At 61.6% G+C, this 23,788-nt stretch carries 19 protein-coding genes; 6 read left to right on the top strand and 13 right to left on the bottom strand.

What is annotated here, in order from left to right; all coding sequences use genetic code 11:
* Window positions 1–45: 45 nt before the first annotated feature.
* The gene (locus AC13RM_RS05390; RefSeq protein ID WP_374815799.1) at window positions 46–849 is read right to left on the bottom strand and encodes a L,D-transpeptidase; all 804 of its coding nucleotides are present in this window, start codon (window positions 847–849) and stop codon (window positions 46–48) included.
* Window positions 850–1,020: 171 nt separating this feature from the next.
* On the opposite strand from AC13RM_RS05390, the gene AC13RM_RS05385 reads away from it, so the two are divergent.
* On the top strand, window positions 1,021–2,370 hold the full coding sequence (locus AC13RM_RS05385) for a methylmalonyl-CoA mutase family protein (RefSeq protein ID WP_374815797.1): 1,350 nt from the start codon (window positions 1,021–1,023) through the stop codon (window positions 2,368–2,370).
* A 34-nt stretch (window positions 2,371–2,404) separates the two neighbouring features.
* Entirely contained in the window at window positions 2,405–4,537 is a 2,133-nt protein-coding gene (scpA, locus tag AC13RM_RS05380; RefSeq protein ID WP_374815795.1) for a methylmalonyl-CoA mutase, read from the top strand.
* A gap of 57 nt (window positions 4,538–4,594) precedes the next feature.
* On the opposite strand, the gene AC13RM_RS05375 is transcribed toward scpA, so the two are convergent.
* The 4 genes from AC13RM_RS05375 to AC13RM_RS05360 all read right to left on the bottom strand — a co-directional run bounded on the left by AC13RM_RS05375 (window position 4,595) and on the right by AC13RM_RS05360 (window position 9,114).
* Entirely contained in the window at window positions 4,595–5,578 is a 984-nt protein-coding gene (locus AC13RM_RS05375; RefSeq protein WP_488554687.1) for an alpha/beta hydrolase family protein, read from the bottom strand.
* Between the two features lie 88 nt (window positions 5,579–5,666).
* On the bottom strand, window positions 5,667–7,304 hold the full coding sequence (locus tag AC13RM_RS05370) for a cisplatin damage response ATP-dependent DNA ligase (protein WP_374815792.1): 1,638 nt from the start codon (window positions 7,302–7,304) through the stop codon (window positions 5,667–5,669).
* Window positions 7,304–8,314 (bottom strand): ligase-associated DNA damage response exonuclease, encoded by a 1,011-nt coding sequence (locus AC13RM_RS05365; protein WP_374815790.1) that lies wholly within the window; start codon window positions 8,312–8,314, stop codon window positions 7,304–7,306. Before AC13RM_RS05365 ends, AC13RM_RS05370 begins: the two co-directional genes overlap by 1 nt.
* A 29-nt stretch (window positions 8,315–8,343) precedes the next feature.
* Window positions 8,344–9,114: a carbon-nitrogen hydrolase family protein gene (locus AC13RM_RS05360; RefSeq protein ID WP_374815788.1), complete on the bottom strand. Its 771-nt coding sequence runs from the start codon at window positions 9,112–9,114 to the stop codon at window positions 8,344–8,346.
* 207 nt (window positions 9,115–9,321) lie between these two features.
* Here AC13RM_RS05360 and AC13RM_RS05355 point away from each other — a divergent pair, with 207 nt between their 5' ends.
* The gene (locus AC13RM_RS05355) at window positions 9,322–10,692 is read left to right on the top strand and encodes a TIGR03808 family TAT-translocated repetitive protein (RefSeq protein ID WP_374815787.1); all 1,371 of its coding nucleotides are present in this window, start codon (window positions 9,322–9,324) and stop codon (window positions 10,690–10,692) included.
* A gap of 100 nt (window positions 10,693–10,792) precedes the next feature.
* Here the strand turns inward: AC13RM_RS05355 and AC13RM_RS05350 are convergent, their stop codons facing one another.
* The 7 genes from AC13RM_RS05350 to AC13RM_RS05320 all read right to left on the bottom strand — a co-directional run bounded on the left by AC13RM_RS05350 (window position 10,793) and on the right by AC13RM_RS05320 (window position 21,202).
* Complete coding sequence (locus AC13RM_RS05350) at window positions 10,793–11,581, bottom strand: crotonase/enoyl-CoA hydratase family protein (RefSeq protein WP_374815785.1); 789 nt, start codon at window positions 11,579–11,581, stop codon at window positions 10,793–10,795.
* Window positions 11,578–12,447: a hydroxymethylglutaryl-CoA lyase gene (locus AC13RM_RS05345; RefSeq protein WP_374815783.1), complete on the bottom strand. Its 870-nt coding sequence runs from the start codon at window positions 12,445–12,447 to the stop codon at window positions 11,578–11,580. Before AC13RM_RS05345 ends, AC13RM_RS05350 begins: the two co-directional genes overlap by 4 nt.
* A complete protein-coding gene (locus AC13RM_RS05340; protein ID WP_488554686.1) occupies window positions 12,444–14,432 on the bottom strand; it encodes an acetyl/propionyl/methylcrotonyl-CoA carboxylase subunit alpha in 1,989 nt (662 codons plus the stop codon). Before AC13RM_RS05340 ends, AC13RM_RS05345 begins: the two co-directional genes overlap by 4 nt.
* Window positions 14,433–14,441: 9 nt before the next feature.
* The gene (locus tag AC13RM_RS05335) at window positions 14,442–14,825 is read right to left on the bottom strand and encodes a RidA family protein (RefSeq protein WP_113232340.1); all 384 of its coding nucleotides are present in this window, start codon (window positions 14,823–14,825) and stop codon (window positions 14,442–14,444) included.
* 10 nt (window positions 14,826–14,835) lie between these two features.
* Window positions 14,836–16,443 carry a carboxyl transferase domain-containing protein gene (locus tag AC13RM_RS05330; protein WP_374815779.1) on the bottom strand — a complete coding sequence of 536 codons (1,608 nt, stop codon included), beginning with the start codon at window positions 16,441–16,443 and terminating at the stop codon, window positions 14,836–14,838.
* 35 nt (window positions 16,444–16,478) lie between these two features.
* Window positions 16,479–17,642 carry an isovaleryl-CoA dehydrogenase gene (locus AC13RM_RS05325; RefSeq protein ID WP_374815778.1) on the bottom strand — a complete coding sequence of 388 codons (1,164 nt, stop codon included), beginning with the start codon at window positions 17,640–17,642 and terminating at the stop codon, window positions 16,479–16,481.
* 86 nt (window positions 17,643–17,728) lie between these two features.
* Window positions 17,729–21,202, bottom strand: coding sequence for an indolepyruvate ferredoxin oxidoreductase family protein (locus AC13RM_RS05320; RefSeq protein ID WP_374815776.1), 3,474 nt, complete (start codon window positions 21,200–21,202; stop codon window positions 17,729–17,731).
* Window positions 21,203–21,506: 304 nt separating this feature from the next.
* On the opposite strand from AC13RM_RS05320, the gene AC13RM_RS05315 reads away from it, so the two are divergent.
* Window positions 21,507–22,166, top strand: a complete 660-nt coding sequence (locus AC13RM_RS05315) for a glutathione S-transferase family protein (protein ID WP_374815774.1) — start codon at window positions 21,507–21,509, stop codon at window positions 22,164–22,166.
* A gap of 2 nt (window positions 22,167–22,168) precedes the next feature.
* Here the strand turns inward: AC13RM_RS05315 and AC13RM_RS05310 are convergent, their stop codons facing one another.
* Entirely contained in the window at window positions 22,169–23,065 is an 897-nt protein-coding gene (locus AC13RM_RS05310) for a LysR substrate-binding domain-containing protein (protein ID WP_374815772.1), read from the bottom strand.
* A 150-nt stretch (window positions 23,066–23,215) separates the two neighbouring features.
* On the opposite strand from AC13RM_RS05310, the gene AC13RM_RS05305 reads away from it, so the two are divergent.
* Together AC13RM_RS05305 and AC13RM_RS05300 are read left to right on the top strand one after the other, a co-directional pair.
* Window positions 23,216–23,401, top strand: coding sequence for a hypothetical protein (locus AC13RM_RS05305; RefSeq protein WP_374815770.1), 186 nt, complete (start codon window positions 23,216–23,218; stop codon window positions 23,399–23,401).
* Between the two features lie 26 nt (window positions 23,402–23,427).
* Window positions 23,428–23,784: an MmcQ/YjbR family DNA-binding protein gene (locus tag AC13RM_RS05300; RefSeq protein ID WP_374815768.1), complete on the top strand. Its 357-nt coding sequence runs from the start codon at window positions 23,428–23,430 to the stop codon at window positions 23,782–23,784.
* Window positions 23,785–23,788: the final 4 nt, after the last annotated feature.

Below are 23,788 nucleotides of genomic sequence, written 5' to 3'. Positions count from 1 at the left end.
CTATCGCACTTATGCAACATCACGAAAATTTGTGGTAAAATACCGCTACAGAACGACGATTTCTGCCTTATCGGGCACCCGGCTGTAGAGATCTATTACATCTTGATTGAGCATCCGAACACATCCGGAAGATGCGGCCTTGCCGATCGACTGCCAATCCGGCGTGCCGTGAACCCGATAAAGCGTATCCCGGCCGTTCTGATAGATATAGAGCGCACGCGCGCCGAGCGGGTTGGTCGGCCCCGGATTCATGCCGCCGCGCTCGGCCGATAGCGGCCTCATCTGCGGTTCGCGCGCAACCATTTCGGCGGGCGGGGTCCAGCGCGGCCATTTCTGCTTCCATTGGATCAGGCCCCTTCCGTGCCAGGCATATCCCGCCGCACCGAGGCCGACTCCATAGCGCATCGCCTTGCCGCCCGGTTCGATGAAATAGAGGAAATGTTCGCGCGTATCGACAACGATAGTGCCGGGGCGCTCCCTGGTCTGGTAGTCCACTTCCTGCCGCAGGAAGCGCGGATCGATGCGCTTGTAGGGAATGGCCGGCAACGTGAAATCATCCTCGCTGCGCTGCGCATACATGGCCTGATGCACTGGATTGAAGGTCGGTAGGCCATAGGTCTGATGGAATTGGGTGCGGAAGAGATCGCGCGATTGCGGCACGGGCTGCACCGGCAGGCGCCTTACCCTGTTCGGCTCGATACCCTCCGGACGATAGAAGACGGGCGTCGTCTCCTGCACAAAGCGATCCGGATCGGTGGCGCCCGTATCAGGAATGATGCTGCAGGCGGACAATGTCGTCAGCGCGGCAGCGACAAACAGGTGACGGGAAACAGGCAGCAGGTCGGCCATTATCGGAAACCAGTTGGGACACATCGGATCGGCCGCATAATGAATGCCGCGGCTGGAGCGAGGCTGGCGTCGATCACCAGACGGTTCCAACGAAGATATTGCACCGATCAGCCAAACTCCTGTTTTCCCTTGCGGCATCATGGGCTAGACCAATGCAGTACGGAGGAGCGCATGAATATCGACAGTCTCGACCCGGGCATCTTCGGCCAGACCGACCACAAGACTTGGCTGAAGCTGGTGGAACGGGCGCTGAAAGGCAAGGATTTCCAGGAAGCACTGGTCTCGCGAACCGATGACGGCATCACGATAGAGCCGCTTTACGAGCGACGGCGCGACGGCAAGCCGCTATTTCGTCAGCGGGCCGAGCTGCCCTGGACGGTGACGCAGCGCATGGACGATCCGGACCCCGAGCGGGCAATAGCGCAGCTCAGCAACGATCTTGCCAACGGCGCAAGCGGTATCAGCTTGGTTTCCAGCAGTGCCGCTTCGGCTTTCGGCATCGGCATGGACGCTCAGTCGCCAACCTTTTCCGAAGTGCTGGCAGCAGCATCCGCCAAGACGACAACTCTGCGCCTCGACGGCTTTTCCTCCAGCATCGCCAAAACGGTAGCAGCCTCGGTTGTGGACGGTGGTGCCCAAAGTTTGCACCTTGGGCTCGACGCTTTCTTGACAGCCGTGCATTTCGCCAATTTTACCAAGGACATCAAATACTTCAAAGAGTTGAAGTCGGTTGGCACGATCGTCAATGCAGACGGCCGTGCCGTGCATAACGCCGGCGGGACCGAGGCGCAGGAACTGGCGGTGATGGCAGCAAGCCTCGTCGGCCATTTACGACTGCTTGAGGAGATCGGATTGTCGCCGGAAGCAGCGCTTGCGGCAACCAGCCTCTGCCTTTCAGCCGATCAGAACCAGTTCACGACCATCGCGAAGATGCGCGCCGCACGGCTGATCTTCACCCGGATCGCCGGGGCCTGCGGCGTCACCGACCCACGACCGGCGCATCTCTTTGCGGAGACGAGCTATCGCATGCTGACCCGCCTCGATCCGGAGACGAACATCCTGCGCAACACGATCGCGGTCTTTTCAGCCGGCGTCAGCGGCGCTGACGAGATTTCCGTCCTGCCGCACAGCCTGACGCACGGCATACCCGACCCGCTGGCGCGGCGGCTGGCGCGCAACATGCAGACGATTTTGATTGCCGAAAGCCACCTCGATCATGTCCTCGATCCCGCTGCCGGTGCGGGTGGCATCGAGGCGCTGACCGACGCGCTTTGCGAGCGGGCATGGGATATCTTTATCGAGATCGAAAGCAAGGGCGGATTGGCGAGGGTCATTCCCAGCGGTGAGTTGGCGGCGATGGTTGCCGAGGCACGCGAGAGCCGCATCGCCAAGCCGATCGTAGGGACGACGCTGTTTGCCATGAAGACCGAGCGGCCAGTGACGGTTTTGGGCCCTTTGAGTCCGATCGCTGGCGGGACGGGGTTGGTGCCGATGCGGCTGGATGAGGGGATGGAGGGATGAGAATGGACATCGTGTTCGCGGAGGCATCCGCTCCATGACCAAGATCCCCAACTTCGCCACCATCCCCTGGGCCAAGCTACAAGCAACGGCACCAACGACCACCGCCCCGGCGTGGGAAACCCCCGAAGGCATCAGCGTCAAGCGCGCTTACGACGAAAACGACCTCGCCGGCCTGAGCTTCCTTGAAACCTATCCTGGCGCTGCACCATTTGTGCGCGGCCCCTACCCGACCATGTATGTCCAGCAGCCCTGGACTATCCGCCAATATGCCGGCTTCTCCACGGCGGAAGAATCCAACGCCTTCTATCGCCGCAATCTCGCCGCCGGCCAGAAAGGGCTCTCCGTCGCCTTCGATCTTGCCACCCATCGCGGTTATGACAGCGATCATCCGAGGGTATCAGGCGATGTCGGCATGGCGGGTGTGGCGATCGATTCCATCCTCGACATGCGCCAGCTCTTCGACGGCATTCCACTCGATGAGATGAGCGTATCGATGACGATGAATGGCGCGGTGCTGCCGGTCATGGCGCTTTATATCGTCGCGGCGGAGGAACAGGGCGTTTCCGAGGACAAGCTGTCCGGCACGATCCAGAACGACATTCTCAAGGAGTTCATGGTCCGCAACACCTATATCTATCCGCCCCAACCCTCGATGCGGATCGTTTCTGACATTTTCAGCTATACCAGCCAGCGTATGCCGAAGTTCAACTCCATCTCGATCTCCGGCTACCACATGCAGGAGGCCGGCGCGACGGCGGATCTGGAACTCGCCTACACCATCGCCGACGGCATCGAATATGCGCGGGCAGGCGTGGCAGCCGGGCTCGATATAGACAGCTTCGCCCCTCGCCTCTCCTTCTTCTGGGCCGTCGGCATGAACTTCTTCATGGAAGTCGCCAAGATGCGCGCGGGGCGGCTGATCTGGGCCGCGCTGATGCAGAAGAATTTCGCACCGAAGGACCAGAAATCCCTGGCGCTCAGAACCCACAGCCAGACCTCCGGCTGGTCGCTGACGGCGCAGGACCCGATGAACAACATCATCCGCACTATGGTCGAGGCGATGGCTGCCACACAGGGACACACGCAGTCGCTCCATACCAATTCCTTCGACGAGGCGCTGGCGCTGCCGACGGATCATTCCGCCCGCATCGCCCGCAACACGCAGATCCTGCTGCAGAAGGAATCGGGAACGACAGGCATCATCGATCCCTGGGGCGGCTCGGCCTATGTCGAACGGCTGACCCATGATCTCGCCGCGCGCGCCCTTGCCCATATCGAGGAAGTCGAGGCACTTGGCGGCATGGCAAAGGCGATCGAGAAAGGCATCCCCAAGCTTCGCATCGAGGAAGCGGCGGCCCGCACGCAAGCACGCATCGACAGCGGCCATCAAACCCTCGTCGGCATCAATTTTTCCAGGCCGGGAAAAGATATCGAGGTCGACGTTCTGAAGATCGACAATTCCGAGGTGCGGGCACGCCAGCTTTCCAAGCTGCAGCAATTGAAGGGCACGCGCGAGACGACAGCCGTCGAAACAGCCCTGGATGCCTTAACGGATGCCGCGCGAAACGGCACCGGCAATCTGCTCGACTTCGCCGTGAAGGCGGCAAGGGCAAGAGCGACCGTCGGCGAAATCTCGCTCGCGTTGGAAAAGGCCTATGGCCGGCATGTCGCCGAGATCAGGACCATCTCAGGCGTCTACCGTCAGGAAGTCGGCGACGCCGATCCCGCTTTCAACAAGGCTGTCGCCAAGGTCGAGGCCTTCCGCACGGTGCGCGGCGAAAAGCCCCGCATCCTCATCGCCAAGATGGGCCAGGATGGGCACGACCGCGGGCAAAAGGTGATCGCTACGGCCTTTGCCGATCTTGGCTTCGATGTCGTCGTCGGCGCCATGTTCCAGACGCCTGAGGAAGTCGCCGACGTCGCCGTTCGCGAAGGCGTCGATATCGTCGGTGCATCGTCGCTTGCCGCCGGCCATCTGACGCTGGTGCCGGAATTGAAGGAGACGCTCACCCGGCGCCACGCCCGCAATATTCTGATCGCAGTCGGTGGCGTCATCCCGCCGCAGGATTTTGCGGCGCTGGAGGCAGCCGGCGCCGACGCGATCTTCCCGCCCGGAACCGTGATTGCGGAAGCGGCGGCGGCACTGATCGAGAAGCTGATGGCGTAAGTACCGACTAGCAGAGCGGTGCGGCTTATCTCCGGTGCCGCTCTTACGGGAGCTGGTCTAGACGGCCACGCTCTTGAAGAACTCGATACTTTGAGCGATTTCGCCCGGCAAAGCCGAATTGTGGCTGCCCGGCACGGTCGCCATTTCCATTTTCACGCCTGCTGCTGTCGCTCGCTTCGAAAGCAATGCCAAGCGCGAATCGAAATGCGCCTCTTCGGTCCCGTGGAACAGCTTTACAGGGCTCTTGAAGCTGTGCGCATAGCAGAGAGGGGAGCGCATCTGGTATTCGCGCGGGTTCCTGGTGTTGAATCGGATGTCCTGCGGATAGCGACCAAAGAAGGCATAGGCATCCGGATTGCCTGATATCGGCGCGACCGCCCGGAAGCGATGGGTCGACATGGCTGCCAGCATGGCCAGCGTACCGCCGATGCTGTGTCCGGCCAGGAACATGCGGTGCGGATCAACCCCAGGCAGATGCCGCAGCCGGTTAGACGCGGCCAGCACATCGGCAACTTCATCGTAAAAACCCGAAAAATTGCCCTTCTGGCCGTTTTCCCCACGCACGGAGGGGATCATGACGACATAGCCGGCCTCGACATAGGGCTTCATCAGCTGCCAATGCCCCTGGCCGATGGCGTTACCGCCGTGCAGGAAAAGCACGGCCGGCTTCGGCTTCTCTGAGCGTGTGTAGCGGGAAACCCAGGCGACGAGCTCCAGCTCTTCGCCGACACCGCTGCGATAGAAAAGCCGTTCGGCGGTCGATGGCGTCGCCAGCGGTTCGTAGATATCGGGAGCCGGCCCCTTGCTCACAAGGTCGGTGCGAAAGAGATGGCGCTCCTTGGCATAGTCACCAGAAAGCTGTGGCGGCGCATCCTCGGCCTTTTCATCACTCCGGGCGATCGCCTTTGTCTCAGAGGGCTTGCCGCCCGTAGTGCTGTCATCAGCCGCCCGGACGATGGAGGGCGCAAAAAGCGTGATGGCGATGCCGGTAAGAACGCCGCGGCGATTGGGACGAAATGCGTTGTCGTCAGACATGGTCATGAGCTCTGTCTAAATGTCCCGGCGCAGGGCAATCTGCACGGGTTGAAAGGCAAGGCCAACTCACTTTGTGGTGAGGAGTCGCCCTCGCCTATTCATCGACAACCGGAGCCTTGGCGTCAATCATCGCGATCAAAGTTTCCAACCTGTCGGCCTCGTAGGGCGGCTTGTCTGGCCGTAGCCTTGCAATGCGGGGAAAGCGCATGGCAACGCCGGATTTGTGGCGGCTGGACCGATTGATCCCTTCGAAAGCAACCTCGAGCACGAAACCAAAATCTCGATCGGCGCGTACGGCGCGCACGGGGCCGAAACGATCGACCGTATTGTTGCGCACGAACTTGTCCAGCACCTCCAGTTCGGCGTCAGTAAAGCCGAAATAGGCCTTGCCGACCGGAACCAGCTGCTCGCCCTCAGGCGTCATCGACCAAACGCCGAAGGTGAAATCGGAATAGTAGCTGGAGCGCTTGCCGTGGCCGCGCTGCGCATACATCAGCACGGCATCGACATTATAGGGATCGCGCTTCCACTTGAACCAGGGGCCTTTGGCCCGGCCGGCGAGATAGGCGCTGTCCCTGCGCTTGATCATCACGCCTTCGATGACAGGATCGGGCGGCGAAGAGCGCAGCCGGTCAAGCTCCTCCCACGAGGTGAAATCGACGAGCGGCGATAGATCGAAACGATCATGCGGGGCGGCATCGATGATCTCCGTCAGCCGCTCGCGCCGATCGAGGAAGCCGCGGGCGCGCACGTCCTCCGCGCCATCAAAGAGAAGATCGTAGGCGCGGATGAAGGCGGGAAACTCGCCCAGCATCTTCGAAGTCACAGTCTTACGGTTCAGACGCTGCTGCAAATCTGAAAAGCTGCGTGTCGGGCTGTTGGATCGCACGGTGCCGCCGACCAGCAGCTCGCCATCCATAACACCCTCGAAGTTCATGGCGTCCACAATGTCGGGAAAGGCTCCGGATATATCATCGCCGGAGCGAGAATAGAGCTTGCTCGTGGCGCCCGAGCGCGAAAGCTGGACGCGAATGCCATCCCATTTCCATTCGGCGGCGAAATCGTGGGGGTCGAGCCCATCGAGATCGCCTGATTCAACCGGATTTGCGAGCATGACGGAATGGAAGATCGCCGGTGTTGCCAGTACCGGTTTCTCCGCCCCGCCCTCCAACCAGCCGAACAGGCTTTCATAAGGCGGCCGCAGGCCATGCCATAGCGTTTCGATTTCGGTCACATCCTTGCCGCTGAGTTCGGCCAGCGCCTGTTTGGCAAGCCGGGCGGAAACACCGATGCGCATGGCGCCGGTCGCAAGCTTCAGGAAGGCAAAGCGGCCCGAAGTATCCAATCGGTCGAGCAGATCGCGCACGAAACTGCGCACTTCGGTCCGCCCTAGCGCGTTCATGCTGCGGACGACCTCGCCGAGTTTCGGCTGCTCGCCTGCAGGGCGCTCGATGTCGCTCTCCTTGTCCCACACCAGCGAGATCGTTTCGGCGAGATCACCGACATAATCGTAGGAGTAGCGGAACAGCACCTCGTCCATACGTTCGAGAACAAGCTCGCGCAGCATGGCGGGCTTGACGTTGCGCACCTCGAGCGTGCCGGCAATGGCGGCCAGACCATAGCCACGGTCGGGATCGGGCGTATCGCGAAAATAATCGGTCAGCAGCTTCAGCTTGCCGTTGCGGCTCGGCGTCAGCACCAGGCGGTCGAGAAGGTCGGCAAAGGCTTTCATCAATCGCCCTCGTCTTCATAGCCGATGAGATGCAGCGGCTTGGCGGCGATGCCCTGCAGCTCGCACCAGCGCACCAGCGCCTCTTCGCGGCCGTGGGTGACCCAGACCTCGCTCGGCTTCAGATCGGAGATCGTCTCCGTCAGCTCCGGCCAGTCGCAATGGTCCGATATGACCAGCGGCAGCTCGACACCGAGCTGCTTGGCTCGCTGGCGCACCATCATCCACCCCGAGGCGAAGGCCGGCAGAGGATCGTGAAAGCGCCGCGCCCAGCGATCCTGGAAAGCGGAGGGCGGGCCGACGACCACGGCGCCATGGAAGATCGACTGATCGCGGCTTTCGAGGGTGGCTGGCTTGAGTTCGCCAAGCGCGATGCCCTGGCTGACATAGTAATCGCAGAGAGTTTCCAATGCGCCATGGATATAGATCGGCTTGTCATAGCCGGCATCGCGCAGCAGGCGGATGACGCGCTGCGCCTTGCCGAGCGCATAGGCGCCGACCAGATGCGTCCGCTCCGGAAACTGGCGAAGCGAACCCAGGAGTTTGCGTGTCTCGGCCATCGGATCGGGATGATGGAAGACCGGCAGACCGAAGGTCGCCTCGGTGATGAAGACATCACAGAGGACCGGCACATAGGCTTCACAGGTCGGGTCCGGCCGGCGCTTGTAATCGCCTGAGACGACGATGCGCAGCCCATCCTTCTCCACTGCGATCTGAGCGGAGCCAAGGACGTGACCGGCAGGATGGAACCGCACCTTTACGCCATTGATCGTCACCTCCTCGCCGAAAGTGACTGCTTGCTCCGAGCCGGCAAAATCATCGCCGTAACGAATACGCATGATATCGAGGGTCTGACGGGTGGCGAGCACATGGGCATGGCCGGAGCGGGCGTGGTCCGAATGACCATGCGTAATGAGCGCTCGCTCGACCGGCTGTACGGGATCGATATAGAAGCCGCCGATCGGGCAGAACAGGCCCTCCGGCGCCGGATAAAGCAGTTGATCGGGTCTCATGACTTATGAGGATAGCGCGATTTGCACGATTAGGTAGCGACGACAGCAGCTTTTTGAGCGAATCGTCGTTCGGGTTGCCGATCCGGCAGATCGAAGACGAGGACATCCTCGCTATGCGGCTTGGCCTTTGCCACGACGACGCCGTTCGAATCGACGATTGCACTCGTACCATAGCTCACCCAGCCATCCTCGTTGCTTCCGACCACATCGGACGCCATGACCCAGCATCCCGTATGCTTGGCGCATATCTGTAAGCCGGAAATGCCCGGCCTGTGCCATTTCTCGGCCTTGTGGGGTCGCAGCATCAGATTGATGGGATTGCAGATGAGGCCCGCTCCCTGTTTAGCCAGACGGGCCGACGTGTAGGGATATCGGAGATCGGCGCAGATATTGATGCCGAAACGCCAATTGCCCTCCTGCCAGACCGGAAAATCCCTTCCGGGCGTGCAGCCGCTTTCGAGCGGATGAGCCTTGGCATAGACCCCGGTTATCCGGCCGGATTTGACGACCATGGCGCTGTTGTGGAGCGCATCGCCCCTCTTCTCGAAGAAGCCAATGATCGCTGTCGTCTTGCCCGAGGCGAAACGAGCGACAAGCGCATTCAACCCGGGATCGTCAAGGGAGAGCGCGCGGCGTCTGGCGATGGCTTCGTTATAGCTGTGCCCCTGCAGATAGCATTCCGGAAAGAGTGCGAGATCGATGCCTTCAGCTTCCGCCCAAGCGAGATCGCGTGCCAAAACCTCGGCTGCCTGCTCGACGGCGTCGAAAAGTGCCAGACGTTGAAAGGCCGCGATCCGCATGCGGCAGGGATAACATGCGCGGCGAGTCGCCCCTAGCGCAAATGGATTAGGTGCGGGTCATCGCCTGTACGGGACTGGTAAATGAAATAGAAAGAGGTCAAGGCCCTTGGCCAATCGAAAGCGTTTGACGAGCGGCCGCCGTATCAAAATGGCACAGATAGGCCTGGCACGATTTCTGCTTCGGGAGCGACGTTCCAGGAGCTCGCAATGATCCAACGCCGCACCTTCGTCGCTTCCCTCGCCGCCTCGGCGGCGGCCGGCCTGCTTACGCCGCGCGTTTTCGCCGCGCCGCTGGCCAGGATGACCGGTGCCGAGCTACGCGGACCAATCGACGCCGTTGCGCTGAAGACGACGCCGAGAGCGAGCGATTTCAAGAGCGGCAAGCTGCAAGCGATGATCAACAATGCGGCGCGCACCAACATGCCGCTCTTCCTGCCGCCGGGCACCTACAATATTTCCAACCTGACGCTGCCGGATAATACCCGCATCACGGGCGTCCCCGGTGCGTCGCGGCTGATCTATAGCGGCGACGGCCATCTGATGAATGCCGACAAGGCCAGGCGTATCGAGCTTTCCGGCCTTGTGCTCGATGGCGGCAATCGCTGGCTCGCCGATTATGCCGGCGGCCTCCTGCAATTTACCGGTGTCGACGAGGTGCTGATCGACAATTGCGAAGTTACCGGCAGCCGCAAGCATGCTCTGCAGCTTGAGCGCTGCGGCGGCCGGATCGAGCGCAGCCGCATCTCCGGCGCGGCGGAAGCCGGCATCTATTCCGTCCAGTCAACCGGATTGACGGCGACAGGCAATCGCGTCGTGGATTGCGGCAATGGCGGTATCCTCATCCATCGCTGGGACAAGGCCGAGGATGGCAGCAGCGTCACCAACAACCGCATTGCGCGCATCCGCGCCAACGGCGGCGGCACCGGCCAGAACGGCAATGGCATCAACGTCTTCCGCGCCGATGGCGTCACGGTTTCGGGCAATCAGATCACCGACTGCGCCTTCACCGCCATCCGAGCCAACTCGGCGTCGAATGTGCAGATCTCGAACAATCAGTGCCTGCGCTCCGGCGAAACGGCCATCTACTGCGAATTCGAATTCGTCGGCGCCACGATCAGCAACAACCTTGTCGATGGCGCCGCCAACGGCATTTCAGTCACCAATTTCGACAAGGGCGGAAGGCTCGCCTCGGTGACGGGCAACGTCATCCGCAACCTGTCGCTGACAGCACCCTACGCACAGGATGGCGGCTTCGGCATCGGTATCTCGGCGGAAGCCGATACGCTTGTTGCCGACAATGTCATCGAGAATGCGCCGCTCTGGGGGCTGAGGCTCGGCTGGGGGCAATATCTCCGCAACGTCGTCGCGACAAGCAATATCGTCAGGCACGCCGGCATCGGTTGCGTGGTCTCGGTCGCGGATGGCGCCGGCTCGGCGGTGATTGCCGGCAATCTCTTTCAGGAGATGCGGCAAGCCGCGATCATGGGCTTTCGCTGGGACAAGCCGGCATCCGGCGATCTCATTAAGGGAAGCACGCAGTTCCCGCAGTTGACTATTGAAAACAACAGGCTCGCTTAAAGTGCATCGCGATCTTTCAGCTTCGCTTCTTGCGCTTTAGGTCTTTGATTTTGCGCATGTCGTTGTCGCAAAACCGCGGAACACTTTTGCGCGACATGCATTAGCCCGATCGCCAGTTCGGCTGCCGTTTTTCGAAGAAGGCAGTAATGCCTTCCTTCGCCTCGTCGGTTTCCCAGGCATCGGCCAATTGCTCGACGACGTGATCGATCATGCCATCGGTGATCGGCCTGCCTACGGAACGCGCCAGGGCCTTGGCACGAGCGGCAGCCTGTGGTGACGCCGCAAGAAAATGGCGAACCTCCGCCTCCACGGCTTCATCCAACGCCTCCTCCGCCACGACCCGCGACAGCAGGCCGGCAGCATGTGCCTGCCAGGCATCGATGATTTTGCCAGACAGAAACAACGGACGGGCATTCGTCTCGCCGATGCGTGCGACGACATAGGGGCTGATCGTGGCCGGGATGATGCCTAGGCGTACTTCCGTGAGGCCGAAGCGGGCCGTCGATGCCGCGATCACCATATCGCAGACGCTAAGGATGCCGATGCCGCCGCCAAAGGCATTGCCATGAACGCGTGCGATCAGCGGCTTCGGCAATTCGTTCAGCGTCTTGAACAGCATGGCAAGTCGTCGCGCCTCGGCCATGCGCCCGTCCCGCGCGGCATCGAACTGGGCACGCATCCAGCCGAGATCGCCGCCGGCACAGAAACTGGCGCCCTCGCCGGTCAACACGACGACCCGGACTGCCCTATCGTGAGCAAGGTCTTCTGTAGCCGCCGTCAAATCGTCGATCATCTCCGCCGACAGGGCATTGTGTTTTTCCGGGCGTGCCAGCGTCATATGGGCAACACCGCGCTCGTCGGTAGCGATGCGGATCGTTTGCGATATCATGAGGCGCTCCTGAGGCTGCGGGCAAAGGCGGCGGCGCGGGCAAGCTTGTCCTGGTCGAGACCCGTCTCGAAACCCCTCGCCGATAGATAATCATGAACCGAAACGGTATCGACATTGCCCTTGGCGCCGGGAGCGAAGGGGCAACCGCCGAGGCCACCGGCTGACGCATCGAATACCCGCAGGCCGCGCTCCAACGCGACGCCGATATTATCGAGCGCGCGGCCGGACGTGTCATGAAAATGGCCGGCAAGGACCGCTGCGGGGAGTTCGCCGAGCACTGCGGCAAGCATCCGGTCGACGGCCTCCGGCGTGCCTTTGCCGATCGTGTCGCCGAGGCTAATCTCGTAGCAGCCAAGTGCCCGCAATTGCCAGGCGACGCTGACGACATTTTGTGGCGGCACTGCGCCTTCATAGGGGCATTCGACGACGCAGCTGACATAGCCGCGCAACGGGACACCGCGATCCCGGCTGGCAGCGGCCACCGGCCGGAAGCGCTCGATGCTCTCGGCGATCGAGCAGTTGATATTGCGCATGGAAAAGGTTTCCGAGGCGGACGCGAAGATCGCGACTTCATCGGCGTCGGCGGCAAGGGCTGCCTCGAAGCCCTGCATGTTGGGTGCCAGCGCTGCGTAACGAACACCGGGATGTCGTCTTATGCCCGCCATGACATCGGCAGCATCGGCGAGCTGCGGCACCCATTTTGGACTAACGAAACTCGTCACCTCAATGCGCTCGAAACCGCAATCGGAGAGCAGGTCGACCAGCTCGATCTTGCGTTCGGTATCGACCTGCTGCTTCTCATTCTGCAGGCCGTCGCGCGGCGCCATCTCGACGATGGTAACGTGGTTGGAAGGCTTGTCGGTCATGCCGCATCCTCGGGTCGAAGCGACAGAAGCACGGCGCTTTCGCTGGTCTGGTCACCTTCGCCGACATGCAGGCTTTCGACGATGCCGTCGCGAGTTGCCGTCAGCGTCAGTTCCATCTTCATGGCTTCCATGACGATCAGCGCCTGACCCTTCGCCACCGTGTCACCCTCGCGCACGCGCACGATCTTGACGAGGCCCGGCATCGGCGCGATGACGCGGTCGCCGCCGCTGGCCACCTCCTCTCCTCCATCGAGAAGATCGAGGCGATAGAAATGATGCGTCTGCCCATCGAGGAACAAAGTCACACCTGACGATGTCTCGAAGACATCCAGTTGAGATTGCCGGCCGTCGATCTCGACGTGGCGGGCAAGGCCCTCACCTGCGAGCAAGCGAACGAGAATGATGCGATCGTCAAAGGCGACGCTGAACAGCGACCGCCTCTTTGCCGCCACGCGGCAATTCTGATGGCCGCCAGCAAAATGCAGCGTGACGGGACGACTTGCTTCGCCCCAGAGCTGCCAAGCACCGAGCGACAGCCAAGGATCATTGTCAGCGGCTTGCGCGAACCCACCCGCCTCGACAATGGCAGCAATGGCAAGAGCCGCATCGTCGGGTTGCCGCGCGGAGGTCAGCGCCTCCATATCGCGATCGATCAATCCAGTATCCGGTTGGCCGGCGGCGAAATCCGGCTGGCGGCTGAGGCGAATGAGGAAATCGAGATTTGTCGTGGTTCCGGCGACCTGCGTCTGCTCAAGACCACGCGTAAGCTTCGCCAGGGCGGCCGCCCGATCCGGCGCGTGCACGGTCAGCTTGGCAATCAGCGGATCATAATGCGGGGTGATGGTATCGCCCTTGCGCACGCCTGAATCGATGCGCACATCGCCTTCGGGAAAGAGAAGGTGGGAAAGCGTGCCGGTTGCCGGCAGGAAGCCGCGCGAGGGATCTTCGGCGTAGATGCGCGCTTCGAAGGCCCAGCCGTTTACGGTGAGCTCATCTTGCCTCATCGGAAGCTGCTCGCCGCTCGCAACGCGCAATTGCCATTCCACCAGATCAACGCCGGTGATCGCTTCGGTCACGGGGTGCTCGACCTGTAGGCGTGTATTCATTTCCATGAAGAAGAAGCGATCCGGCGACAGGCCCTCGGAGACGTCGGCTATGAATTCGACCGTGCCGGCGCCGCGATAATCGATGGCGCGGGCGGCGCGAACAGCCGCTTCGCCCATGGCGTTGCGCATCTCTTCCGTCATACCAGGCGCCGGCGCCTCCTCGATCACCTTCTGGTGCCGGCGCTGCAGCGAGCAATCGCGCTCGAAGAGATGCACGGTATTGCCGTAGCTGTCTCCGAAGACCTGGATCTCGATGTGACGCGGCTTGATCAGATATTTTTCGATGAGCACCGCATCGTCACCGAAGGCGGATTTCGCCTCGCGCTTTGCCGCCTCCAGAGAAGCGCCGAAATCCTCCGGACGGTCGACGCGGCGCATGCCCTTGCCGCCGCCGCCCGCCCGCGCCTTGATGAGAACGGGAAAGCCGATGCCATCGGCCTGTGCGGCAAGAAAGCCGGGCTCTTGCCTATCGCCATGATAGCCTGGCACGACCGGCACCCCTGCCCGCTCCATCAGCGCCTTGGCCGCATCCTTGAGCCCCATCGCTCGGATGGAGGCCGGCGACGGGCCGATGAAGACCAGGCCGGCAGCTTCGACGGCCTCGGCAAAACCTGCATTTTCCGAGAGAAAGCCGTAGCCCGGATGGATGGCCTCCGCGCCGGTTCGCTTCGCGGCCCCGATGATCTTCTCCTTCGACAGATAGCTCTCGCTCGCAGCCGCCGGGCCGATATGCACGGCCTCGTCGGCCAGCGCCACGTGCAGGGCATCCCGATCGGCGTCGGAATAGATGGCGACCGTGCGGATGCCCAGGCGCCTCGCCGTGCGGATAACGCGGCAGGCGATCTCGCCGCGATTGGCGATCAGTATCTTCGAAAACATCGGCGGACCCTATTGCGCGGCAATGACTTCGACTTCGAGCAGCCAGGCCGTATCGAAAATACCGGCAATCACGACTGTCATGGCAGGGGTGAGCGAGCCTAGATATTCGCTGCGGATCTCGCGGTTCTCGATCGTATGATGTCGATCGGCGAGAAAGGTGGTGACCTTGACGATATCGTCCTTCGTCATGCCGGCCGCCTTCAGCTGCGCATCGATGTTGTGCCAGACTTGGCGAGCCTGTGCCTTAAATCCCTCCGGCAAGGCATCATCGACATCGGTCGGTATCTGTCCGCTGATAAAAAGTAGTCGCTCGAAATTCTCGAGCTTCACGGCCTGGGCATAGCCGCCGCGCGGCTGCGGCGCATTCTTGGCATTGATGGTATCGCGTTTCATCTCCGTCTCCTCACATCCTGAACAGACCGAAGCGTGTGTCTTCGATCGGTGCGTTGAGTGCTGCTGAAAGCGAGAGAGCCAGCACGTCGCGGCTCTTGCGCGGATCGATGATGCCGTCGTCCCAAAGGCGGGCCGAGGCATAGAGCGGGTGGCTCTGGGTTTCGAACATCTTGAGCGTCGGCGCCTTGAAGGCGGCCTCTTCTTCCGGCGTCCAAGGCTTGCCGCCCCGCGCCAGCGCCTCGCCGCGCACGGTGGCGAGCACGCCCGCCGCCTGCTCTCCGCCCATGACCGATATGCGGCTGTTGGGCCAGGTCCAGAGGAAACGCGGCGAATAGGCCCGGCCGGCCATGCCGTAATTACCGGCGCCGAAGGAGCCGCCGATCAGCATAGTGATCTTCGGGACCTTAGTCGTGGCGACAGCCGTCACCAGCTTGGCGCCATTCTTAGCGATGCCTTCCGTCTCGTATTTGCGGCCGACCATGAAGCCGGTGATGTTCTGCAGGAAGACCAACGGGATCTTGCGCTGCGAGCAAAGCTCGACGAAATGGGCGCCCTTCAGCGCCGACTCCGAGAAGAGAACACCGTTGTTGGCGATGATGCCGACCGGGATGCCGTGGATATGGGCAAAGCCGCAGACTAGCGTCGTGCCATAGCGCGCCTTGAATTCGTCAAGCCGGGAGCCGTCCACCATGCGAGCGATGACCTCGCGCACGTCATAGGGCGTGCGTAGGTCGGAGGGAACGATGCCGAGAATATCCTCGGGATCGTAGAGCGGTGCCTCGGGTGCGCGCAGTTCGACACTTTCGGGCTTGCGGCGATTGAGATTGGCGACCGCCTGCCGGGCGAGTGCGAGCGCATGGGCATCGTCGCGCGCCAGATGATCGGCAACGCCGGAAAGGCGCGTGTGAACATCGCCGCCGCCGAGGTCTTCGGCCGACACCACCTCCCCCGTCGCAGCCTTGACGAGCGGCGGACCGGCGAGAAAGATCGTCCCCTGCTTCTCGACAATGATGGTCTCGTCCGACATGGCAGGCACATAGGCGCCGCCCGCCGTGCAGGAGCCCATGACGACGGCGATCTGCGGGATGCCGGCCGCCGACATATTGGCCTGATTGTAGAAGATGCGGCCGAAATGATCGCGGTCGGGAAACACCTCGTCCTGGTTCGGCAGATTGGCGCCGCCGGAATCGACGAGGTAGATGCAGGGGAGATTGTTTTCCGCGGCAATTTCCTGCGCACGCAGATGCTTCTTCACCGTGATCGGATAGTAGGTGCCGCCTTTGACCGTGGCGTCGTTGCAAACGATCATGCAGTCGCGGCCGGAAACGCGTCCGATGCCGGCGATCAGGCCGGCTCCCGGCGCGTCGCCGTTGTAGAGACCGTGCGCGGCGGTCGTGCCGATTTCCAGAAACGGCGTGGCGGGATCGATCAGCCCGGCGACACGATCGCGCGGCAGCATCTTGCCGCGGCTGACATGGCGCTCACGCGCCTGCGCGCCACCGCCTTCCACCGCCTGCGACGCCGCAGCCTCGGCGACGCCGATCGCCTCCAGCAACGCGGCGCGATTATCGCGAAAGCGGTCCGAATGCGTCGATATCTCTGATTTCAGGACGGTCATGCGCTTCACCGGTTGATGGGAATGGAATTTCGCAGTCAGGCCGTTTCGCCGAACAGCTCGCGACCGATCAGCATGCGCCGGATTTCGGAGGTGCCGGCACCGATTTCATAGAGCTTGGCGTCGCGGAGCAGCCGGCCGGCAGGATAATCATTGGTATAGCCGTTGCCGCCGAGCGCCTGGATGCATTCGAGCGCCAGCGCCGTTGCCTTCTCGGCGGAATAGAGGATGCAGCCGGCCGCATCCTTGCGCGTCGTCTCGCCTCGGTCGCAGGCGGCGGCCACCGCATAGACATAGGCACGCGCGGCATTCATGGTGACATACATGTCGGCGAGCTTCCCTTGCATCAGCTGAAACTCGCCGATGGACTGGCCGAACTGCTTGCGCTCATGCATGTAGGGCAGCACCACATCCATGCAGGCGGCCATGATGCCGACGGGGCCACCGGAGAGGACGACGCGCTCGTAATCGAGACCCGACATCAGCACGCGGACACCACCATCCACCTGACCGAGAACATTCTCCTCCGGCACCTCGCAATCGAGGAAGATCAGCTCCGAGGTGTTGGAACCCCGCATGCCGAGCTTGTCGAGCTTCTGGCCGACGGAGAAGCCGGGGAAGCCTTTCTCGACGAGGAAGGCGGTGATCCCCCGCGGGCCCGCATCAGGAGACGTCTTGGCATACACGACGAGAACATCGGCATCCGGACCGTTGGTGATCCACATCTTGCTGCCGTTCAGCACATAGTGATGGCCGCGTTTCTCCGCTTGCAGCTTCATGGAGACGACATCGGAGCCCGCGCCCGGTTCCGACATGGCGAGAGCCCCCACATGCTCGCCCGATATCAGCTTCGGCAGGTAGCGCTCCTTCTGCGCCGTGGTGCCGTTGCGGTAGATCTGGTTGACGCAGAGGTTGGAATGAGCGCCGTAGCTCAGGCCGACGGAAGCCGAAGCACGGCTGATTTCCTCCATCGCCACCGTGTGAGCGAGATAGCCGAGGCCGGCGCCGCCATAGGCTTCGTCAACCGTGATCCCGAGTACGCCGAGACCGCCCATCTCCCGCCACAGATGCATCGGGAAACTGTTGTTGCGGTCGATCTCGTCGGCAAAGGGTGCGATGCGGTTGTTGGCAAAGCGGCGCACCTGCTCGCGCAGCGCATCGATGTCCTCGCCCAGCGCGAAGTTCAATCCCCCAGAAAACATCCGGCTTCTCCTCCCGACCTTCCCGAACGTCCAATCTCTTTGAACGTATGTCTCGTTATGCCTGCTTCAAGTTTCCACCGCGGGCGTCATGCCGCATCTGCGGGTACATGCTGCGCCTCCCGCGGCATCTCATAGGCTTTCAGTCTGTCCGCGATCCTCACCATGATCTTCCGGCGAGCCTCCTCCTTGACCGGGCCGAAGCCTCTTATCTCATCAAACAGCGAGAGAATGGCAAGGGCTTCCGCCTCGTTGTCGTGGCGCAGACCGGAAAGCACACGCCCGGCGATCTCTTCGTATTCGGCAATCAGGCGGCGTTCCATTTGCCGCTCCGCCATGTAGCGGAAGGGATCGAAAGCGGTGCCACGCAGCCGCTTCATTGGTGCAAGCACCCGCAGCAGCGGCAGTATCCACGCGCCGAATTCGCGCTTCCTTGGCCGGCCGTTCGGATCCCTGCCGCCGAGGATGGGCGGCGCAAGATTGAGGGCCAGCTTGAAATCTCCCTCCATCTCCTCACGCAATTGCGCTTCGAAAGCAGGATCGGTGAGCAGCCGGGCGACCTCATATTCATCCTTGTAGGCCAGGACCCGCGCATAAGTGACGGCGACGGCAAAGGGCACCTTGTCCGAAAGCCGCTCTTTCGTCGCCAGAGCATTGGCGTGGGCGACGAAAGCACCATAGCGCTCGGCAAGGGCCACATCCTGATAGGCGGTCAGATGCGCCTTGCGATGCCTGATGAGATCATCGAGACTCATGTCAGCCAGCGTCTTGCCGGCATCGGGCGCGACCATCAGGGCATGCACGGCCTGCGGATCATGCGCGAGAAGCCGACCCCAATGAAACGCGGAGAGGCTCGCCTCGACCGCGACGCCGTTGAGCTCGATCGCCTTTTCGATCGCCTCCAGGGACAGCGGCAGCAGGCCGCACTGCCAGGCAAAGCCGGTCAGCAGGATATTGGTCGAGATCGCATCGCCGGTGACCTCGGTCGCGACATGACCGAAATCGAGGAAGACGGACTTGTCGCTGACGGTCTTGGCGATCGCGTGCTGGATCGAGTCGGTCCTGAAGTCGAAATCACGGTTGCGGACGAAATCGGCGACCGGTATGAGCCCGGTATTGACGATGGCGGTCGTGCGCGTCGTTGAGCAGAGTGTGACCGCATCCTTGGAGGCCCCGACCACCTCATCTGCGGCAAAGAGAAGATCCGCGCCGCCATTGACGATGCGCGAGGACGTGACGTCTGCCTGGTTGAGACCGATGCGCAGATGGCTCATGACGGCGCCGCCCTTCTGGGCGAGGCCGGCCATGTCGAGGATCATCGGCACCTTGCCATCCAGATGCGCGGCCATGCCGAGGATGGCGCCGATGGTCAGGATGCCGGTGCCGCCGACGCCGGCGATCGCGATGTTCCAGGGGCGATCGGCGATGAGAGGAATTTCCGGCATCGGCACGTCGATATCGGCGTGATCAAGCGGCTTTCGCTTGCGGCGCTTGCCGCCGTGAACGGTCACGAAGGACGGGCAGAAGCCTTTGACGCAGGAAAAGTCCTTGTTGCAGCTCGATTGGTTGATCTGGCGCTTGCGGCCGAATTCCGTCTCCAGCGGCTCGATGGAGATGCAGTTGGATTGCACCGAGCAATCGCCACACCCCTCGCAGACGGCCTTGTTGATGAAGATGCGCTTGGCCGGATCCTCCATCAGGCCGCGACTGCGGCGACGGCGCTTCTCCGCCGCGCAGGTCTGGACATAGACGATCGCCGAACAACCTTCCGTCTCGCGTAGCGTCAGCATCACCTGATCGATATGGTCGCGATGCAGCACCTTGACGCCGGGCGCCAGCTCGGAGGCGCGATAGGCATCCGGATTGTCCGAGAGCAGGTAGATCGGCTTGACGCCCTCGTCATGCAGCTGCTTCGTTACCAATTGTGGCGTCAGGTGGCCGTCGATCTGCTGGCCGCCGGTCATGGCAACGGCATCGTTGTAGAGCAGCTTGTAGGTGACGTTGACCTTGGCGGCGACGGACTGGCGGATGGCGAGAATGCCGGAGTGGAAATAGGTGCCGTCACCGAGATTGACGAACATGTGCTTTTCGTCGGTGTAGCGGGCGATCGCGGTCCACGGCACGCCTTCGCCGCCCATTTGCGTAAAGGTCTCGGTGCTGCGGTCCATCCAGGTGGCCATGTAATGGCAGCCGATGCCGGCGATGGCGCGGCTGCCTTCGGGAACGCGGGTGGATGTATTGTGCGGACAGCCGGAACAGAAGAAGGGCGTACGGTTCAACGGCGCGACATGGCTGCGACTGATCTGGCCACGCTCGGCAAGATAGGAAAGCTTGGCTGCAATGCGGTCATGCAGGCCCCGATCGAGATCGAGCTTGACGATACGCCCGGCGATGGCTCTCGCGACGGCGCCGACTGTCAGCGCCGAAGACAGGCTGAGATAGGGCTTGTCATGCTCGTCGAACTTGCCGACGATGCGCGGGCGGACATCGGCGCGCCAGTTGAACAGCTGCTGCTTGATCTGGTTTTCGATGATCTCGCGCCGCTCCTCGACGACAAGAACTTCGTCCAGCCCTTCCGAGAAATGGCGCACGGCCTCCGGCTCCAACGGCCAAGGCATACGCACCTTCAAGATACGCAAGCCGATCGCTGCCATCTCCTTCGGACCGATCTCCAGCTCGCGGAGCGCCTCCAGCACATCTTCATAGGCCTTGCCGGAGGAGATGATGCCGAAGCGGGCATTGGGTACCTCATGGGTGATTTCATCGACGCGATTGGCGCGGGCAAAGGCGATGGCCGCATAGGCCTTGTAATTCTGCAGGCGGTCGTCCTGCATCAAGGGTGGGTCGGGCCAGCGCAGGTTGAGGCCGCCGGAAGGGAGTTCGAAATCCGTCGGCAACAGGAATTGCCGCTTTTCCCCCGAGAGATCGACGGTCGCCGTCGTCTCAACCGTATCGGCGATGAACTTCATCCCCACCCAGCAGCCGGAGTAACGCGACATGGCAATGCCGAGCAGGCCATATTCGAGGAATTCGTGGATCGACGAGGGATAGATGACCGGCATGACCGCCGAGATGAATTCATGGTCGGTCTGGTGCGGAATGGTCGAGGATTTGGCGGAATGATCGTCGCCGGCAAAACAGAGAACGCCGCCATGCCTGGAGGTGCCGGCGGCATTGCCGTGCTTCAGCACGTCACCGGAACGGTCAACCCCGGGACCTTTGCCGTACCAGATGCCGAGTACGCCATCCTTGCGGGCACCGGGAGAAAGGCCGACCTGCTGGGAGCCCCAGACGGCCGTGGCTGCAAGGTCTTCATTGATTCCGGGCTGGAAGGTGACGTCATGCGCGTCGAGGTAAGTCTTGGCTTTCAGAAGCTGCTGATCATAGCCGCCGAGCGGCGAGCCGCGATAGCCTGAGATGAACGTTGCCGTATTGAGCCCGGCGGCGCGGTCACGCCGCATCTGTGTCATGGGCAGCCGCACCAGCGCCTGCAGGCCGGTCATGAAAACGCGGCCATCCTCAGCGATATATTTGTCGTCTAGCGAAACGCTGGTCGCAAGCATCTGCTCTCCTCCCGAGATCGCAGTTACCGATTGCCCATGTGCATTTCACCGGATGCCTCCTACCGCATCCGACGAAAGCCGTGATCGAACGGTAACATGCAGCGACGCTAATTTCTGAACGAAGGCTAGCCTTCGGCAGCATGATTTGCAAAGATTTCGGTGGGTTGGCGGATATTTTCGTGCTTGCGCGGCGCCGGCCATCCGCCATCCATCACGAGCTTTCATTGCAGATATCAACGGCAGGGTCTTTTACTCGCCCAACCTGCCCAATAAGGTCGCGCCGACTCGAATCTGGGAGACCCACATGCTGACGATCTACGGTGTCTATCGCTCGCGCGCCTCGCGCAATTACTGGATGGCCGAGGAGCTCGGCATCGAGTTCAAATCCGTGCCCGTTATCCAGGCCAGCCGGCTTGCCAATCCGCTCGCCGCCGACGCCCCAATCAATACGATGTCGCCGGAGTTTCTGGCCGTCAATCCGATGGGCATGATCCCCTGCATGAGGGATGGCGATCTCATCCTGCATGAATCGCTCGCCATCAACCTCTATCTCGCCCGCAAATATGGCGGCCCGCTTGCCGGCAAGACGGTAGAGGAAGAAGGGCTAATGTCCATGTGGACGATGTGGGCGGCGACGGAAGTCGAACCTTATAGCGTCGCGCTGGTTCGCATCTATGACAATGCCCAGGAAAACAGCGACGCGGGCAAGGCCGGGATCGCAGTCGCCTGCCGCTCGCTGAAGAAGCCACTCGACGTACTCGAAAAGCACCTGCAAACCCAGGACTATCTCGTCGGCAATCGCTTCACAGCCGCTGACTTGAACCTCGCGGAAGTGATGCGCTATGCCCAGACCGAACAGGAATTGTTCGACGCTCGCCCGAAGATGAAGGCCTGGATCGAGCGCTGCCAGTCACGCGTCGCCTACAAGGCAATGCAGGCGATCCGCGGCAAGGAACCGGTCTGACATTATTGGAAGAGACGCATGCTCTCTTGCATTTCCTCACGGATCCAGGCCTTGAAGGCGGTAACCTTCTTCGGTTCCCGCACGCCGGGTGCAGTGACGAAATAATGGCCGAAACCGGTTTTGGCGCGGATGCCGAAGGGATCGACGAGGCATTTCTGCTGAAGGGCATAGCCAGCTAGCGTCTGCCAGGCGAGCATCACCCCTTGCCCCGCTATGGCCGCATCCAGACAGAGCGACGCGTCGTTGAAGATGTGCCGCTCTTCCATGCAATGGCCCGAGAGCCCGGCCTCGCGTAGCCACACCTCCCAGCCGAACATCGCATGTCCGTCGATGACGGCGGGGACTTTCAGTATATCGGCAGGCTCCCGAAGCGTGGCGGCAATCTGTGGTGTGACGACCGGGAACACTTCCTGCGCCAGCAGCAGCTCGGACTTGACGCCGGGCCATTGCCCGCTGCCGACCCGGATGCCGATATCGACATCGGATGTCGCCGGATTGATCAGGCGCGTGGTGGCATCGATGCGTAGACGGATATCCGGGTGGCGGCTGGCGAAGCGGTCCAGCCGATAGACCAGCCAGCGGGCTGCAAAGACCGGCGCGACCGAAATCGTAAGGATATTCTCATCCTCGTGCTGCGCAAGCGCGACTGCGGCCGTAAGCGCTTGGAAGCCCTCGTTGAGCCTCGTCAATATCGCCAGCCCCGATGCCATGGCCATCATGCCTTTTGGAGTTCGCTCGAACAGTGGTCGTCCGAGCTGCGCCTCCGCCTTGATGACCTGCTGACTGACCGCGCCGACCGTTACACCGAGTTCGTCGGCGGCCGCCTGCAGCGAGCCCAGCCGGCCAACGGCTTCAACGGCGCGCAAGCCATTCAGATGAACATTGTTTAGGTTTCTCATTATAGAATATCTATATCAGCATCCCATTATTCTCAATTGCGTAGAGTGGGAAAATGCGCGATATTGCATCATGAAATTGAAAAGTGCCGCCGCTTCGCCGGACGATGCCCCTATGGTTGCATCGATGCGGAGATCCAAGGAGACAATCACATGTCGATCTTGAAGCTTTTCTTCAATCATCTGTTGGAGGAGGATTGCGAACGGGAAGGCGATCCGCTGCAACACCCGATGCTCGCGAGCATGTCACTGGAAGAACTGGCCGACTTGCCGCTGATGCCGGAAAATCTCGGGCGTCCGCTGGACAAGCGGTGCATTCAGCCGGAAGAATGCGCCTGAGAGAGACCCACTCTATACGTGCAAACATGACATCGGCCATCGATATGGACGTTATCGCCGAACGATTGCAGCGGCTTATCGCGCAAGCCAGGCTGCCGGCGGTTGAACCTGGCCTGTATTACGGCCTGCCCGCCTTCAAGGTCGGAGGCAAAGCCTTTGTCACGGTGAAGAACAATGAAACTATCGTGCTGTCGCTGCCGATCGACCGCAAGGAGCAGCTGATGGAAATGGCGCCCGAGATCTATTTTCAGACGGATCACTATATCGGCTGGCCCTCCGTGCCGCTGCGCATCAACGCGATCGGCGACGAGGAACTGGAGCGGCGCTTTATCGAGGCGTGGCGGCACCGCGCCCCGAAAAAACTTCTGGCAACATTCGGCTGATTGA

The sequence above is a fragment of the Martinezella sp. CNPSo 3732 genome (assembly GCF_057784515.1).
The sequence above is the reverse complement of the archived record's forward strand: the minus strand, read 5'-3'. Positions and strand labels throughout refer to the sequence as shown.

Bases quoted from the DNA above. Each gene is read 5' to 3' on its own strand.
- AC13RM_RS05320 (WP_374815776.1), bottom strand. From the start codon at position 21,202: ATGCTTGCGACCAGCGTTTCGCTAGACGACAAATATATCGCTGAGGAT.
- AC13RM_RS05315 (WP_374815774.1), top strand. From the start codon at position 21,507: ATGCTGACGATCTACGGTGTCTATCGCTCGCGCGCCTCGCGCAATTAC.
- AC13RM_RS05370 (WP_374815792.1), bottom strand. From the start codon at position 7,304: ATGAAAGCCTTTGCCGACCTTCTCGACCGCCTGGTGCTGACGCCGAGC.
- AC13RM_RS05330 (WP_374815779.1), bottom strand. From the start codon at position 16,443: ATGACCGTCCTGAAATCAGAGATATCGACGCATTCGGACCGCTTTCGC.
- AC13RM_RS05335 (WP_113232340.1), bottom strand. From the start codon at position 14,825: ATGAAACGCGATACCATCAATGCCAAGAATGCGCCGCAGCCGCGCGGC.
- AC13RM_RS05385 (WP_374815797.1), top strand. From the start codon at position 1,021: ATGAATATCGACAGTCTCGACCCGGGCATCTTCGGCCAGACCGACCAC.
- scpA (WP_374815795.1), top strand. From the start codon at position 2,405: ATGACCAAGATCCCCAACTTCGCCACCATCCCCTGGGCCAAGCTACAA.
- AC13RM_RS05310 (WP_374815772.1), bottom strand. From the start codon at position 23,065: ATGAGAAACCTAAACAATGTTCATCTGAATGGCTTGCGCGCCGTTGAA.
- AC13RM_RS05350 (WP_374815785.1), bottom strand. From the start codon at position 11,581: ATGATATCGCAAACGATCCGCATCGCTACCGACGAGCGCGGTGTTGCC.
- AC13RM_RS05305 (WP_374815770.1), top strand. From the start codon at position 23,216: ATGTCGATCTTGAAGCTTTTCTTCAATCATCTGTTGGAGGAGGATTGC.
- AC13RM_RS05390 (WP_374815799.1), bottom strand. From the start codon at position 849: ATGGCCGACCTGCTGCCTGTTTCCCGTCACCTGTTTGTCGCTGCCGCG.
- AC13RM_RS05345 (WP_374815783.1), bottom strand. From the start codon at position 12,447: ATGACCGACAAGCCTTCCAACCACGTTACCATCGTCGAGATGGCGCCG.
- AC13RM_RS05300 (WP_374815768.1), top strand. From the start codon at position 23,428: ATGACATCGGCCATCGATATGGACGTTATCGCCGAACGATTGCAGCGG.
- AC13RM_RS05325 (WP_374815778.1), bottom strand. From the start codon at position 17,642: ATGTTTTCTGGGGGATTGAACTTCGCGCTGGGCGAGGACATCGATGCG.
- AC13RM_RS05375 (WP_488554687.1), bottom strand. From the start codon at position 5,578: ATGACCATGTCTGACGACAACGCATTTCGTCCCAATCGCCGCGGCGTT.
- AC13RM_RS05340 (WP_488554686.1), bottom strand. From the start codon at position 14,432: ATGTTTTCGAAGATACTGATCGCCAATCGCGGCGAGATCGCCTGCCGC.
- AC13RM_RS05365 (WP_374815790.1), bottom strand. From the start codon at position 8,314: ATGAGACCCGATCAACTGCTTTATCCGGCGCCGGAGGGCCTGTTCTGC.
- AC13RM_RS05360 (WP_374815788.1), bottom strand. From the start codon at position 9,114: ATGCGGATCGCGGCCTTTCAACGTCTGGCACTTTTCGACGCCGTCGAG.
- AC13RM_RS05355 (WP_374815787.1), top strand. From the start codon at position 9,322: ATGATCCAACGCCGCACCTTCGTCGCTTCCCTCGCCGCCTCGGCGGCG.